The organism is Nocardia sp. NPDC052001, assembly GCF_040680615.1.
Taxonomy (GTDB): Bacteria; Actinomycetota; Actinomycetes; order Mycobacteriales; family Mycobacteriaceae; genus Nocardia.
Window position 1 is genome coordinate 328,919 of the sequence record NZ_JBFAXC010000003.1, and the last position, 13,310, is coordinate 342,228.

At 65.6% G+C, this 13,310-nt stretch carries 14 protein-coding genes; 7 read left to right on the forward strand and 7 right to left on the reverse strand.

From position 1 onward, the window contains the following. Nucleotides 1-23: 23 nt before the first annotated feature. On the reverse strand, nucleotides 24-797 hold the full coding sequence (locus AB0L82_RS16910; RefSeq protein WP_364636759.1) for an SDR family oxidoreductase: 774 nt from the start codon (nucleotides 795-797) through the stop codon (nucleotides 24-26). 260 nt (nucleotides 798-1,057) lie between these two features. Here AB0L82_RS16910 and AB0L82_RS16915 point away from each other — a divergent pair, with 260 nt between their 5' ends. From AB0L82_RS16915 to ugpC, 4 genes are read left to right on the forward strand one after another with little or no spacing between them, the layout of a single operon-like run. Further along, a complete protein-coding gene (locus AB0L82_RS16915; RefSeq protein ID WP_364636761.1) occupies nucleotides 1,058-1,987 on the forward strand; it encodes a sugar ABC transporter permease in 930 nt (309 codons plus the stop codon). Nucleotides 1,988-2,046: 59 nt separating this feature from the next. Next, nucleotides 2,047-2,838 carry a carbohydrate ABC transporter permease gene (locus AB0L82_RS16920; RefSeq protein ID WP_364637936.1) on the forward strand — a complete coding sequence of 264 codons (792 nt, stop codon included), beginning with the start codon at nucleotides 2,047-2,049 and terminating at the stop codon, nucleotides 2,836-2,838. A 19-nt stretch (nucleotides 2,839-2,857) separates the two neighbouring features. After that, a complete protein-coding gene (locus AB0L82_RS16925; RefSeq protein ID WP_364636763.1) occupies nucleotides 2,858-4,186 on the forward strand; it encodes an ABC transporter substrate-binding protein in 1,329 nt (442 codons plus the stop codon). Nucleotides 4,187-4,214: 28 nt separating this feature from the next. After that, nucleotides 4,215-5,294, forward strand: a complete 1,080-nt coding sequence (gene ugpC, locus AB0L82_RS16930) for a sn-glycerol-3-phosphate ABC transporter ATP-binding protein UgpC (protein WP_364636765.1) — start codon at nucleotides 4,215-4,217, stop codon at nucleotides 5,292-5,294. On the opposite strand, the gene AB0L82_RS16935 is transcribed toward ugpC, so the two are convergent. The 4 genes from AB0L82_RS16935 to AB0L82_RS16950 all read right to left on the reverse strand — a co-directional run bounded on the left by AB0L82_RS16935 (nucleotide 5,291) and on the right by AB0L82_RS16950 (nucleotide 9,119). Next, nucleotides 5,291-5,815 (reverse strand): AAA family ATPase, encoded by a 525-nt coding sequence (locus tag AB0L82_RS16935; protein ID WP_364636767.1) that lies wholly within the window; start codon nucleotides 5,813-5,815, stop codon nucleotides 5,291-5,293. The two genes, ugpC and AB0L82_RS16935, sit on opposite strands and share 4 nt — an antisense overlap. Next, nucleotides 5,812-7,794: a M13 family metallopeptidase gene (locus tag AB0L82_RS16940; protein WP_364636769.1), complete on the reverse strand. Its 1,983-nt coding sequence runs from the start codon at nucleotides 7,792-7,794 to the stop codon at nucleotides 5,812-5,814. Before AB0L82_RS16940 ends, AB0L82_RS16935 begins: the two co-directional genes overlap by 4 nt. A gap of 61 nt (nucleotides 7,795-7,855) precedes the next feature. Further along, nucleotides 7,856-8,236, reverse strand: coding sequence for a DUF397 domain-containing protein (locus AB0L82_RS16945; RefSeq protein ID WP_364636771.1), 381 nt, complete (start codon nucleotides 8,234-8,236; stop codon nucleotides 7,856-7,858). 31 nt (nucleotides 8,237-8,267) lie between these two features. Then, nucleotides 8,268-9,119 (reverse strand): Scr1 family TA system antitoxin-like transcriptional regulator, encoded by an 852-nt coding sequence (locus tag AB0L82_RS16950; RefSeq protein ID WP_364636773.1) that lies wholly within the window; start codon nucleotides 9,117-9,119, stop codon nucleotides 8,268-8,270. Between the two features lie 89 nt (nucleotides 9,120-9,208). Between AB0L82_RS16950 and AB0L82_RS16955 the strand changes: the two genes are divergently transcribed. Then, nucleotides 9,209-9,682: a hypothetical protein gene (locus tag AB0L82_RS16955; RefSeq protein WP_364636775.1), complete on the forward strand. Its 474-nt coding sequence runs from the start codon at nucleotides 9,209-9,211 to the stop codon at nucleotides 9,680-9,682. Nucleotides 9,683-9,730: 48 nt separating this feature from the next. Here the strand turns inward: AB0L82_RS16955 and AB0L82_RS16960 are convergent, their stop codons facing one another. Both AB0L82_RS16960 and AB0L82_RS16965 read right to left on the reverse strand, forming a co-directional pair. After that, nucleotides 9,731-10,237 carry a DUF4190 domain-containing protein gene (locus AB0L82_RS16960; RefSeq protein WP_364636777.1) on the reverse strand — a complete coding sequence of 169 codons (507 nt, stop codon included), beginning with the start codon at nucleotides 10,235-10,237 and terminating at the stop codon, nucleotides 9,731-9,733. A gap of 98 nt (nucleotides 10,238-10,335) precedes the next feature. After that, on the reverse strand, nucleotides 10,336-11,115 hold the full coding sequence (locus tag AB0L82_RS16965) for a pirin family protein (protein ID WP_364636779.1): 780 nt from the start codon (nucleotides 11,113-11,115) through the stop codon (nucleotides 10,336-10,338). A gap of 225 nt (nucleotides 11,116-11,340) precedes the next feature. Between AB0L82_RS16965 and AB0L82_RS16970 the strand changes: the two genes are divergently transcribed. Both AB0L82_RS16970 and AB0L82_RS16975 read left to right on the forward strand, forming a co-directional pair. Continuing rightward, nucleotides 11,341-11,811 (forward strand): NUDIX domain-containing protein, encoded by a 471-nt coding sequence (locus AB0L82_RS16970; RefSeq protein ID WP_364636781.1) that lies wholly within the window; start codon nucleotides 11,341-11,343, stop codon nucleotides 11,809-11,811. Between the two features lie 74 nt (nucleotides 11,812-11,885). Continuing rightward, complete coding sequence (locus AB0L82_RS16975) at nucleotides 11,886-13,268, forward strand: MFS transporter (RefSeq protein WP_364637938.1); 1,383 nt, start codon at nucleotides 11,886-11,888, stop codon at nucleotides 13,266-13,268. The last annotated feature ends 42 nt before the right edge of the window (nucleotides 13,269-13,310 follow it).

Genomic DNA, 13,310 nt, shown 5'->3' on the forward strand with positions numbered 1-13,310 from the left:
AGCGACCGTCTCGCGGGGGATGATCAGCCGCCGATGGCCGGGCTGATGGCCGATCCGCCGCTGACGTCGATCACCGCCGCGGTGACCCAGCGGGCATCGTGCGAGGCGAGGAACGCGACCACATCGGCGACGTCCGCCGTCTGCCCCATCCGGCCGAGCGCGGTCATGGCGCTCATCTGCGCGCGGGCACCGGGGTTGGCGTCCAGGAAGGCGGCCATGCCCTCGGTCTCGGTCGCGCCCGGGGCCACCGAGTTGACCGTGATACCGCGCGGACCCAGCTGTACGGCAAGGGTTTTGGTGAGCACATCCAGCGCGCCCTTGGTCATGGCGTAGGCGACCTGCGACGGAGCGGCGATGCGCGGGGCGCACGAGGAGATATTGACGATGCGCCCGCCGTCGGCCAGCAGCGGCAGCGCCCGCTGGGTGATGAACAGCGGTGCGGAGACGTTCACCGCGAACAGCCGATCGGTCTCGGCGGGGGTGAGCTGTTCGATGGAACCGCCGCCACCGCCACCGCCCGCGTTGTTGACCAGGATGTCCAGCCGAGCACCGGCCAGGCCCGCCGCCAATCCGTCGAAGAGGGCGTCGATGCCGGAGGGCGCACCCAGTTCGGCCCGCACGGCGAAGGCCCGGCCGCCCTTGGCCCGGAACTCCTCGACGGTCCGGTCGGCTGCTTCCTTATTACTGCCGTAGTGCACGGCCACCGTCGCGCCGTCGGCGGCCAGCCGCAGTGCGATGGCGCGGCCGATGCCGCGGGAGGCGCCGGTGACGAGTGCGTTCTTACCGTTGAGAGACATGGTGAACTCCTGTGCCGTTCGGGTTTCGGTGCTGGACACAGCGTTGCGGGGAGTCCTCACCGATCACTCACCGAGTGCTCACCAACGGTGGTGATCGATTCCGGCCTTGAAAGAGACTGGGCGGACGTACGATTCGGCGCATGTCCGCGCCTCCAGCGGGTGCGTCCGGTGAACAGTCGGTTGCGCCCGTGCGCCGACTATTCAACCGGGCGGCATCCAGTCGTTACCGGCTAGTCGCAAGCAACCGTCACGCTGCGCGGGTGAGATCGAGCCCGGAACGAGTACTGCCGCAGCCCGCCGGGCGCGGATGGCGAGGTAGACCCTGGCGGGACTACGCGCTGTTCATAGTGCTCGTCGCACCAAACCTGGTGCTGCTCTCGGTATTTGTGTATCGGCCGCTGATCGACAATATTCGCCTGTCGTTCTTCGACTTCAATATCTCCGATACCTCAGCCACTTTCATCGGCGTCGACAACTACACCGAGTGGTGGGGTCGGCATGATTCGTGGCAAATCGTAAGCAACACGGTCATCTTCACGCTGGCCGCCGTTATCGGCAGTATGGTGCTGGGTTTGGGTCTGGCCCTGCTGCTGGATCGGAAGCTCTTCGGGCGCAATGTGGTCCGCTCCGCGATCTTCGCGCCATTCGTCATCTCCGGCGCGGCCATCGGCGTGGCCTTCCAGTTCATCTTCGATCCCGGCTTCGGCCTGGTGCAGGATGTGCTGCACCGGCTCGGCGTCGACAAGGCCCCGGACTTCTATCAGGACCCGCACTGGGCACTGTTCATGATCACGGTGACCTACATCTGGAAGAACCTCGGCTACACCTTCGTCATCTATCTGGCCGCCCTGCAGGGGACTCGGGCCGATCTGATGGAGGCCGCCGAGATCGACGGCGCGAGCCGGTGGACCACCTTCACCCGGGTGCTGCTGCCGCAATTGCGGCCCACCACGTTCTTCCTGTCCATCACCGTGCTGCTCAATTCATTGCAGGTCTTCGACATCATCAATGTGATGACCCGCGGCGGGCCGCTCGGCACCGGCACCACCACCATGGTCTTCCAGGTCTACGAGGAGTCCTTCCGGAACTTCCGGGCCGGATACGGCGCGACCGTCGCCACCATCATGTTCCTGGTGCTGCTGACCGTGACCCTCGTGCAGGTGCGCATCATGGATCGGAACGAACAGTGAGCAGTGCCCTGAACAAGCTCGACAATGACCGCTGGGCAACGATTTTCGGTTATCTCGCCATGGCGTGCGTGCTGATCATCGTCGGCGTACCGCTGTTCTGGATCATCATCACCTCGTTCAAGGCGCGCGGTGACATCTACGTGCAGCCCGCCGTGTACTGGCCGCACAGCTGGCATCCGGAGAACTACAGCGAGGCCACCACCGCGCTGCCGTTCTGGACGTTCCTGCGCAATTCGCTGATCATCACCGGGGTCATCTCGGCGGTGAAGTTCGTGCTCGGCGTGCTCAGCGCGTACGGCCTTGTCTTCCTGCGGTTTCCGGGCAAGACGGTGCTGTTCCTGGTGATCATCGCCGCGCTCATGGTGCCGAATCAGATCACCGTCATCTCCAATTACGCGCTGGTCGCGCAAATGGGCTGGCGAAACACCTTCCAGGGCATCATCGTTCCGCTCTGCGGCGTCGCGTTCGGCACCTTCCTGATGCGCAATCACTTCCTGTCGCTGCCCGCCGAGGTCATCGAGGCGGCCCGCATGGACGGCGCGGGCTGGTGGCGACTGCTCACCCGGGTGGTGCTGCCCATGTCCGGGCCGACCATGGTGGCGTTCGCGGTGGTCACGCTCGTGAACGAATGGAACGAATACCTGTGGCCGTTCCTGATGGCCGATGATTCGCGCGTCGCCACGCTGCCGGTCGGCCTCACCCTGCTGCAGAACACCGAGAACCCGAGCGTCACCAACTGGGGTCCGGTGATGGCCGGAACCCTGCTCACCATGCTGCCCATTCTCATCGTCTTCCTGGCATTACAGCGTCACATGATCAAGGGCCTCACCTCCGGTGCGGTCAAGGGGTAAGTCCCAGAAGGAGATTCCCGTGTCCGAAGCACGTTTTCCCGCTCTATCCCGGCGCGGGTTCCTAGGGTTGGCCGGCGCCACGGCGGCCGGACTCGCGCTGACCGCGTGCGCCGGATCCGGCGGCGGCGGCCAGCAGGGCGGCGACTCGAAGACCATCACCTTCTGGTCCAACCACCCGGGCACCTCCAAGGACCTGGAGCTCGAGCTCATCAACCGGTTCCAGGCCAAGTACCCGGATCTGAAGGTCAACCTCGTCGACGCCGGTAAGAACTACGAGGAGGTGTCGCAGAAGTTCAACGCGGCGCTGTCCGGCGGCGAACTGCCCGATGTGGTTGTGCTGTCCGATGTCTGGTGGTTCAACTACGCGCTGAACAGCACCATCGAACCGCTGGACTCGCACTTCGGTTCCGCCGGTGTGAAACTCGACGATTACGTCGACTCGCTGGCCAACGACTACAAGTTCAACAACAAGCATTACGCGCTGCCGTACGCGCGGTCGACGCAGATCTTCTACTACAACAAGGACGTCTGGGCCAAGGCCGGACTGCCGGACCGCGGCCCGAACTCCTGGCAGGAATTCGACGAGTGGGGCCCGAAGATCCAGGGCGTCATGGGCGGCGACAAGTTCGCGCACGGCTGGGGCGATGCCAAGAACTACCTGGGCTGGACCTTCCAGGGACCGATGTGGACATTCGGCGGCGGCTACTCCGACGACTGGAAGCTGAAGTTCAGCGACCCCAAGTCGATCGAGGCGGGCAAGTTCTTCAGCGACATGATCAATGTCAAGAAGTACGCCAGCATCCGCCCGCAGATCGCCAATGAATTCGGCACCGGGCTGCTCGGCTCCACCATCGCCTCCACCGGTGACCTCAAGGGCATCATGAAGAACGCCGAGGGCAAGCTGACCGTCGGCACCGCGTTCCTGCCGCACCCGAACGGCGCGGGCGCCACCACCGGTGGTGCGGGACTGGCGATTCCGTCGCGCATCTCGGACGCGCGCAAGGAGAACGCGCTCAAGTTCATCGAGTTCATCACCAATGCCGCGAATACCGCGTACTTCTCGCAGGGCACCGGATACATGCCGGTCCGCAAGTCGGCGCTGAGCGATCCGAGCGAGCAGGACTTCCTGGCCAAGAACCCGAACTCCAAGACGGCCATCGATCAGCTCGCGGTGACCAAGTCGCAGGACTTCGCGCGTGTCTTCGTGCCCGGCGGCGATCAGATCATCGGCACCGGCATGGAGCAGATCGGCTTGCAGAACCGCGATGTGACTTCGGCTTTCGCCGATATCAGCAGCCAGCTGCAGGCCATCATCGACCGGCAGATCACCCCCAAGCTGCCCAAGTAAGAACTAGCTAGCTAGGAGACCCGCCCGCATGGCGACTGTGCAGTTCGAGGGTGTTTCCCTCAGTTACCCGGGTGCGCCCCGCCCCGCGGTCGAAGACCTGAACCTGGAGATCGCCGACGGCGAATTCCTGGTGCTGGTCGGACCGTCGGGCTGCGGCAAATCCACCAGTCTGCGCATGCTGGCGGGCCTGGAAGCGGTGTCCGCCGGGCGAATTCGCATCGGCGGCGTCGATGTCACCGGCCTGCCGCCCCGCTCCCGCGATGTGGCCATGGTGTTCCAGAGCTACGCGCTCTACCCCAATATGACGGTCGCGGAGAATATGGGCTTCGCCCTGCGCAACGCGGGAGTCAGCAAGGCGGACACCTTGATTCAGGTCAAGGAAGCCGCCGCCATGCTGGAATTGGAAGAACTGCTGGACCGCAAACCGGCCAAACTCTCCGGCGGTCAGCGCCAGCGCGTGGCCATGGGCCGCGCCATCGTGCGCCGTCCCCAGGTCTTCTGCATGGACGAGCCGCTCTCGAATCTCGATGCCAAGCTGCGGGTTTCGACCCGCTCGCAGATCGCGGCCCTGCAGAAGCGCCTGGGCACGACCACCGTGTACGTCACCCACGACCAGGTCGAGGCCATGACCATGGGCCACCGGGTGGCGGTCATGAAAGACGGCCACCTGCAACAGATCGCCGCACCCCGCGAGCTCTACGACAACCCGGTCAACACCTTCGTCGCCGGTTTCATCGGCTCACCCGGCATGAACCTGCTCACCGCCTCGGTCCGAGACGGTGCGGCCGTACTGAACGATCTGCGAATCCCGGTGCCGAACAACGCTTCCGGCGACAAGATCATCATCGGCATCCGCCCCGAGTCCTGGGAAGTCACCACCGATCCGGAGAACTCCCTGGCCGTGGAGGTCGAGCTCCTCGAAGAACTCGGCTCCGAATCCTTCCTCTACTCGCACGGCATCACCGACGAATGGTCCAGTCGCTCCGGCCGCGTCGTCGCCCGCGTCGACCGCCGCTTCCGGGTGGCCCTCGGCGACCGCCTGCACCTGACCCCCAAACAGGACGAACTCTTCTTCTTCGACGCCGAAACCGAAGATCGCCTGCGCTAGGGGAGCGGTTCGGCCCGTTCGAGAATCGCGTCCACCGTCTCGTCGACGGTGAGATCCGAAGTGTCGAGCCATAATCCGAGGCGCGGGGTGGTGGCGTGCAGGCCGGTGTCCAGGTCTTCGACCGTGTACGGGCCGTACGCCTGCTTGGCGCGGCCCGCTTCCCGGGCGGCCACGGCCTCCGGGCGCGGGGCCAGCACCACCACATACCGTGGGCGGGTGCGGATCTGGTCGGCGAAGTAGGGCAGGAAGTCACCCAGGACGACGTCTTGGACGACGGCGGTGAAACCCTCGGCCGCATAGGCATCCGCGGCCTGAGCGGCCAGGCGATGCCGTAACCGCAACTGGGACAACGCCTCTTCCGGCGGATCCGGGCGCATATCGGCGCGCCCGGACACCACGAAACGCCGGAAGGCGTCACCGCGCACATGCGCCGAGCGGGGCAATCGCTCCGCCAGCGCCTGTGCCACGGTCGATTTACCGGCAGCCTGGATGCCGGTGATCAGATAGACGGCTCCGGTCACCAGATCTTCACGCGCTCCGCGGGATCCAGGTACAGCTCATCGCCCTGTTTCACGTCGAACGCCTCGTGGAAGCTGTCCAGGTTGCGGACCACGCCGTTGCAGCGGAACTCGGGCGGGGAGTGCGGGTCCACGGCGAGGCGGCGGATGGCTTCCTCCTGGCGGGCCTTGGTGCGCCAGACCTGGGCCCAGCCGAAGAAGACGCGCTGCAGACCGGTCAGGCCGTCGAGGACCGGAATCTCCTTGCCCTCCATGGCGATTTCGTAGGCGGCCAGGGCGATGGTGAGACCGCCGAGGTCGCCGATGTTCTCGCCGATGGTGAACTCGCCGTTGACCGTGTGGTCGTCGGAGAGTTCCTTGGGGGAGAAGGCGTTGTACTGGTCGATGAGAGCCTTTGTGCGCTTGCCGAATTCGGTGCGATCGGATTCGGTCCACCAGTCGATCATGTTGCCGTCGCCGTCGTATTTCGAACCCTGATCGTCGAAGCCGTGGCCGATCTCATGGCCGATGACCGCACCGATACCGCCGTAGTTGGCGGCGTCGTCGGCGTTCATATCGAAGAACGGCGGCTGCAGAATCGCCGCGGGGAAGACGATTTCGTTCATGCCCGGGTTGTAGTAGGCATTGACCGTCTGCGGGGTCATGAACCATTCGCCGCGGTCCACCGGACCGCCCAGCTTGTCCAGATCGCGATCGTGTTCGGCGGCGTAACCGCTGCGGTAGTTGCCGACCACATCCGCCGGATCGATGGTGATGGCGGCGTAATCGCGCCACTGGTCCGGGTAGCCGATCTTGGGGGTGAACTTCTCCAGCTTGGCGATGGCGGCCTGCCGGGTGTCCGGGCTCATCCACTCCAGACCGGAAATGCTGCGGCGGTACGCCTCCTGCAGGTTCTCCACCAACTCGACCATGCGGGCCTTGGCGGCGGGCGGGAAGTGCCGGGCCACATACAGTTTGCCGACGGCCTCGCCGAGCAGATCCTGCACCACCGAGACGCCGCGCTTCCAGCGCTCGCGGTTCTCCGGCGCGCCGGTCAGGGTGCGGCCGTAGAAATCGAAGCTCTCCTCGACCAGGTCATCGGTGAGGTACGCGGCGCGGGCCTTGACCACGCGCCAGGCCGCCCACGCCTTCCAATCGTCCAGCGATTCCGAGGCCCACAACTGTGCGAATGTGCGCACATAATCCGGCTGGCGGACCACGAGTTCGGCGAACAGTTCCGGACCGGAGCGATCCACGCCCGCGGCGAGGGCGGAAGTCCAGGCATTCCAGTCGAATTCCGGATTCTCGGCGGCCAGCGCGTCGAAAGTGGTGAGGTTGTAGCTCTTTTCGGCATCGCGACGCCGCACCACATCCCAATGGCCCCGCGCCAGCTTCTTTTCCAGTTCGAAAACCCGCTGCGCGTCATAGTCCAGGCCCGCGAGCGCGAACATGCGGCCGATATGCGCGACGTACTTCTCGCGAATCTCGGCATTCTCCGGCTTGTGGTAGTACGACTCGTCGGGCAGGCCGATACCGGACTGCGAGGCGTGCACCAGATAGCGCTCGGAATTCTTGTCATCGGTGTCGACGTAGAACCCCAGCGCGCCACCCACACCCGTGCGCTGATGACGCCCGATGAGCGCGGCGAACTCACTCCGGTCGGACACCTCGGCGATCGCGGACAACTCCGCCGCGATCGGGGTCAGCCCGGCGGCCGCGATGGCCGCGGTGTCCATGAAGCTGTTGTACAGATCGCCGATCTTGCGCTCTTCGCTGCCGGGCGCGGCATCGGAGGCGGCCGCCTCCTGGATGATGGTCTGCACATCCCGCTCGGCCTGGTCGTAGAGCGTGCGGAAGGCGCCGTCCACCGCCCGGTCCGACGGTATGTCGTAGTTATCCAGCCACTCGCCGTTGACGTGGGCGAACAGGTCGTCCTGCACCCGCACGCCCTCGTTACGGAAGGACAGATCGATACCGGAGGGAGGCGTCAGCTGCGAAGTCACGCCCTCCAGTATGCCGATCCCGGCACGGTCGGGGCGGGATCACGCGGAGAGCGAAACAAGATCAGGCGGCGAGCGCGATCCGATCGAATTCGCCATCCCGCACGCCCGCCAGGAAGGCGTCCCATTCGCCAGGGGTGTAGACGAGACCGATCTCCCCGTACCCGAGTGTGGTGAATCCATCGGCGGCGGTGTGCGCGGTGAGCTTCGCACCACCCGCGGGGCGGTCCCGCAGAACGGCCAGGAAGGACATCCATTCGACGGCGCTGACGGTGATGATGGGTTCATCGTGCGAGCTGTTGGCCGGATTTCGCCGGTACTTGCTGTCACGGATGAACACCGCCGCACCGTCGAATCGGACCTCGACGCACTGATTCCCGTTATTGGTGCGCGTCGACGTGAACCAGCCGGTGGATTCCGGTTGATACTTCGCGGTTTTCAGCATAGGCAGCATTCTACGGTCTCGCATGCGTCTCCTACCCTTGCGAATAACTCTTGATCATTTCCAAAGACTTTGCACGACTGAGAGATTGGTCGAGTGCACGCACAAATGCGAAATCCAGATCGCGAATCAGCTCCGGATCCTCCACGGCCCCACCGAAAACCGCGCTCTCCACCCAGCCGAAGGTATGCAGCGCGGTGGAGGGGAAATCCAGCAGATGGAAACTGGAGCCGCCGAGAATCGCACCGCGGGTGGCGGCGAACGGAATCACCCGCACCGTCACCGAATCCAGGTCATCCAAGAGTGTTGCCAGGTGTTCCAGTTGTCCCCGAAGGACTTTCGGGCCGCCGATCTGCTGCACGAGCGTGGCCTCGCCGATGACGGCGGTCAACTCCGGATGATCGCCGTCGCGTAATCGTTCCTGTCTTCGCATTCGCACCGCCACCAACTGCTCCACCTGCACCGGGCGAATCATGACATCGGCGCTGATCAGCGCCCGGGTGTAATCCTCGGTCTGCAGCAGACCGGGCACCACGAGCGAGTCGTAACTGCGAATGGCGTCGGCGCCGAATTCCATTCCGTAGTAGCGCTGTAGTTCCGGGCCGATCAGCGCGGGGGATTTGGCCCACCAGCCGCGTTCCTTACTGGCGGTGAGCAATTCGAGGAGCTCGTCCCGCTCCTCACCCTCCACCTCCAGCAGCTCCAGCACCGGGCCGATGGTGGTGGCGGTCAGAACCCGGCGGCCCTTCTCCACATGGGACCAATTGGCGGGGGTGAACCCGACCCGCTTGGCGAAGGTCGCCGAATCGAAGCCGCGCTGCTCGCGCAGCTCCCGTAATCGCAGTACCAGTTCCCACCGGGCGACGGTGGGTGACACGGGCGCCATGACTGCTGACTCTACGCTCTCAACTCACCGGCGTGTGACTATTGTCATACCGATTGCGGGAGAATAGGGTCGGTAGCAGGAGGTTCGCCATGAGCGCGCTGGACCCGTCCTCGTACACCGCCACGCAGGAGGCGCTTGCCCGCTGCCGGCGCTACCGCAAGGAGCATGGCCTCTACGGGATAGTCGACTCCGCGCTGGGCCGGATCATGTTGGAGATCGGTTCCGTCGGAGCCGTCACCATGCCCGCCGAACTGGGCGCACGCGTCCGCGACCACCTCATCGCGCGCCGCCGCTGCGGCCCGGTGATCAGTCATCCGCGCTCCGGGCGCTGGACCTTCCTCACCGGGCCGACCGACGATTCCTACCTCGATATGGCGCTGTTCTCCGACCTGTTCCGGGACTGCGCGGCGGTGGCGCTGCCCGGTAGCCACATCGTGCTGCCCTCACCCACCGATGAGCACAGCGGCTACCGGATCTGGATCTGCCCGCCGGACAGCGACTTTCGGCCCGAACTCGCCGAGGTCGTCGGCGCCACCCGCGAATGCGGCACCGTGCAGCAGTAGCCCGCGGCGCGCACCTGGTCCAGAGGGGCGCGCCGGGTCGAGAAGGATTCAGCGGGTGGGGGCGGGTGTCAGCGTGACGCTGAACTTGTCCTCGATGCGCTGCTGGAACTCGTCCTGGCACCGCTGCTGCGCGGTCGTGTCACTGCCCGCCTTGTTCAGGCAGTCGACCAGATCCGTGCCGCCGTTGTCCTTGAACACCACCCAGACCAGAATGCCGACCACGATGCCGCCGATCAGGCTCAGCACGCCCAGGATCAGACCGGCAACGGCCATACCGAAACCGCCGGAGGCGCCCTTGCGCGCCTTCATCATGGCGATCAGGCCGAAAATGGCGGCGAGCAAACCGAAGAAGACGCCGACCACGGTCAGGATGATGGTCCAGAACGTCAGCACCGCGATGATGCCGAGCACCAGGGCGGTGATCGCCAGGCCCTTGCCCTTCGGCGATTCCTGCCAGTACTGCGGCTGCTGACCGCCGGGCGGCGGGTAGCCACCGGGCGGCGGCGCGGGGTATTCGCCGTAGTTACCGGGGGGCGGGGGCGGGTACTGCGACATGGGCGTCGTCCTTCCGTCGGTGCTGCTCCCGGTATCGCCAACGCTGCGACCAGCCGTTAACGGGTCCGGTTCGTCCGGAATCAAGTTATCCCGAAATGCTATTGGCCACCCAGACGAGCATGCATTTCCCACACCAGGATTTCCGACGGCAGGTTCGCGGTCACCCGCTGACCGCCGCTGCGCGCCATGCGCACCGCGTCACCCTCGTACAGGGTGCCGACACCCTCCAACTCCACCTCACCGCGCGCGATGAACAGATGCAGATACGGCGATTCCGGTAGTCGCACCTCCGGCGCGTCGGCCGCCACCGGCATCCGCGCCACATGCATGGCCGAATGACTGCTGCCGATCGCGATGGCCGTGCGATCCCGATACCTGGGCAGGCCCGAGGCCACCGTCACCAGACCGCCGGACGCCAGCTCGTCATCCACCTCGAGCTGCTGATAACCGGGCGCACTGCCCGGCTCATCCGGAACCACCCACATCTGGACGAAATGCACCGGTTCCTCGTGTTCGGGCGCGGTACTGATGCGCCACGAATCATTCTTCTCCGAATGCAGAATCCCCGAACCCGCGCTCATCCGCTGCGCCAGACCCGGATAGATGACACCGTTGTGGCCGAGCGAATCCTGATGCACCAGGCTGCCACTCAACACCCAGGTGACGATCTCCATATCGCGATGCGGATGAGTTTCGAAGCCCTCACCCGGCAACACGATGTCCTCGTTGTTCACCAGCAAAAGACCGTGGTGTGTGTTGTCGGGGTCGTAATGTTCCCCGAACGAGAACGAATGCTTCGAATCCAGCCACGCCACACGAGTTTTCATGCGGTCGCCGCCCCGATGGACATCGATGTGTGGTCTCGTGAGCGTGGACACCGCCCTACTCCCTTCACCGGCGTGCACCGATCGGAATCCAGGGTAGGGCCACATTCGGTGACCCGGGCTGAACTCCGGGTAAATTTTAGCGTGCGAGCAGCGCCGCCCGCACGCCGCCTACCAGGCAGGACACCCGGGCCGTCATTGTTCATGCCCTGCCAGCGGCATTCGGTCGGCGACCGTATCATGATGTGCCGCAAGTGAAACCGGAGGGAGAGCAAGGGGATGCGACCCGACGTACTCGCGGGCATCGAACGCGAACTCCGGCAGCAGGCCAACAGCGAGGGGATCACCCACTTCGTCGTGGGCGTGGCCGTTTTCCGTGGGGGAAAACTCCTGGTCGTACGGCGTGTTGCCGATGATTATCACGGGGGGATGTATGAACTCCCGGGCGGCGGAGTGGAATCGGGGGAGAGCTTCGCGCAATGCGTGGAGCGCGAACTCTTCGAAGAGACCGGACTGCGCGTAGTGCGCATCACCGATGTGCTCGGCGGATTCGACTACGCCACCCGCACCAAATCCCGCGTACGCAAATACAGCTTCGTAGTCGAAGCGGAATCAGGGGAAGTGTTGCTCGCGCCCGGCGAACACGATCAATTCCAATGGATCGACGCCGACAGCCTGGACAACCTACCCATGGCGGACGATATGCGCGCCGCCGTATTCGCACTCGTCACCACCCACCCTTCCAGGTGAACGGGGCCGAGATCGAACCCGCAGAGGTACCGACTACACCCGCACCGCCACCGGAACCGCACCGGCTGGAGCGGATCCGGCGTGGCGCGGGCGCGTTGCGCACCGCGCTGCGCGAGAGTCCGGGAGCGCTGCGGCTCGCCGCCGTGCGGTTGTCCGGGCAGTTCGGCGACGGCATGTTCCAGGCCGCGCTGTCCGGGGCGATCCTGTTCAATCCGGAACGCGAGACCGATCCGCTGGCCATCGCGGGCGGGTTCGCGGCGCTGCTGCTGCCGTACTCGATCATCGGGCCGTACGCGGGCGCGCTGCTGGATCGGTGGGATCGGCGCACGGTACTGCTCATCGCGAACATCCTGCGCGGGTTGCTCATCGGCGTGACCGCGGTGAGCCTGCTCGGCGGGGTGCGCGAGACGCCGCTGCTCTTGCTCGCGCTCTCGGTGGTCGGCGTGTCGCGGTTTGTCGGTGCTGGCGTGTCGGCTTCGCTGCCGCGCGTACTCGCACAGCACCGGCTGGTGGCGACCAACTCGATCCTGGCGACCGTGGCCTCCGGCTGCGCGATCCTGGGCGCGGGCGTCGCCTTCGGGCTCATCGCGGCCATCGGCGCGGGTGATCGCGCCTCGGCCACCGCGGTCGCGGTCAGCGCCATCGGATCGATCGTGGGGGCTTGGGCCGCAGCCGGATTCCGCAGACACGCACTGGGGCCGGACCCGGACGAACCACTCGCCGGGTCCGACGCAGCGCGGGAGTCCGGGCACTCCGGCGCGGGCGCACCACCCGCCGAGAGCTCGCTGCGGGCCATTGCCTCCGGGTTGCGGTCCGGGGCGGGGGCGGCATGGCGGTCGCGGGAAGTCACCACGGCGATGATCGGAATCGCGGCGCACCGGGCGGTATTCGGTGCGGACACGCTGCTCATGGTGCTGGTGCTGCGGCGCGGGTCCGGCAGCGGCGGCGGGGGCGGGCATCACATCGCGAAATTCAGCGCCGCCATCTCCGCGACCGGGGCCGGAATGCTGCTGGCCGCCGTCATCGCGCCCATTCTCATTCCGCGGCTGGGGCGTTCACACACCATCGTCACCGGACTGCTCACCGCCATCGTGGTGCAGATCGCACTGGTCACGCCCATCACCATCGCCGACGGGACCGGGGAGCGGCGGGCCGAACTGTGCCTGCTCGCGGCCGCGTTCCTGCTCGGGCTGGCCGGGCAGACCATCAAACTCACCGGTGACGCCGCGATGCAGATCGATATCGACGATCTGCATCGCGGACAGGTATTCGCGCTGCAGGACACCATCTTCAACATCACCTACGTGGGCGCGCTGGCGGGCACCGCACTGTGGATTCCGGCCGACGGGCGCTCACCGATCGTGGTGCTGGCGGCGGCCGGGGTGTACTGCTGTGGAATTGCCGCCATCGCGCTGGTATCGGCTCGATCACAACCGGGCGAAAACCGCCACCCGTGAACGCGCACGACGGCCCCGCCGGTTACGGTGGGGGCCGTTCGA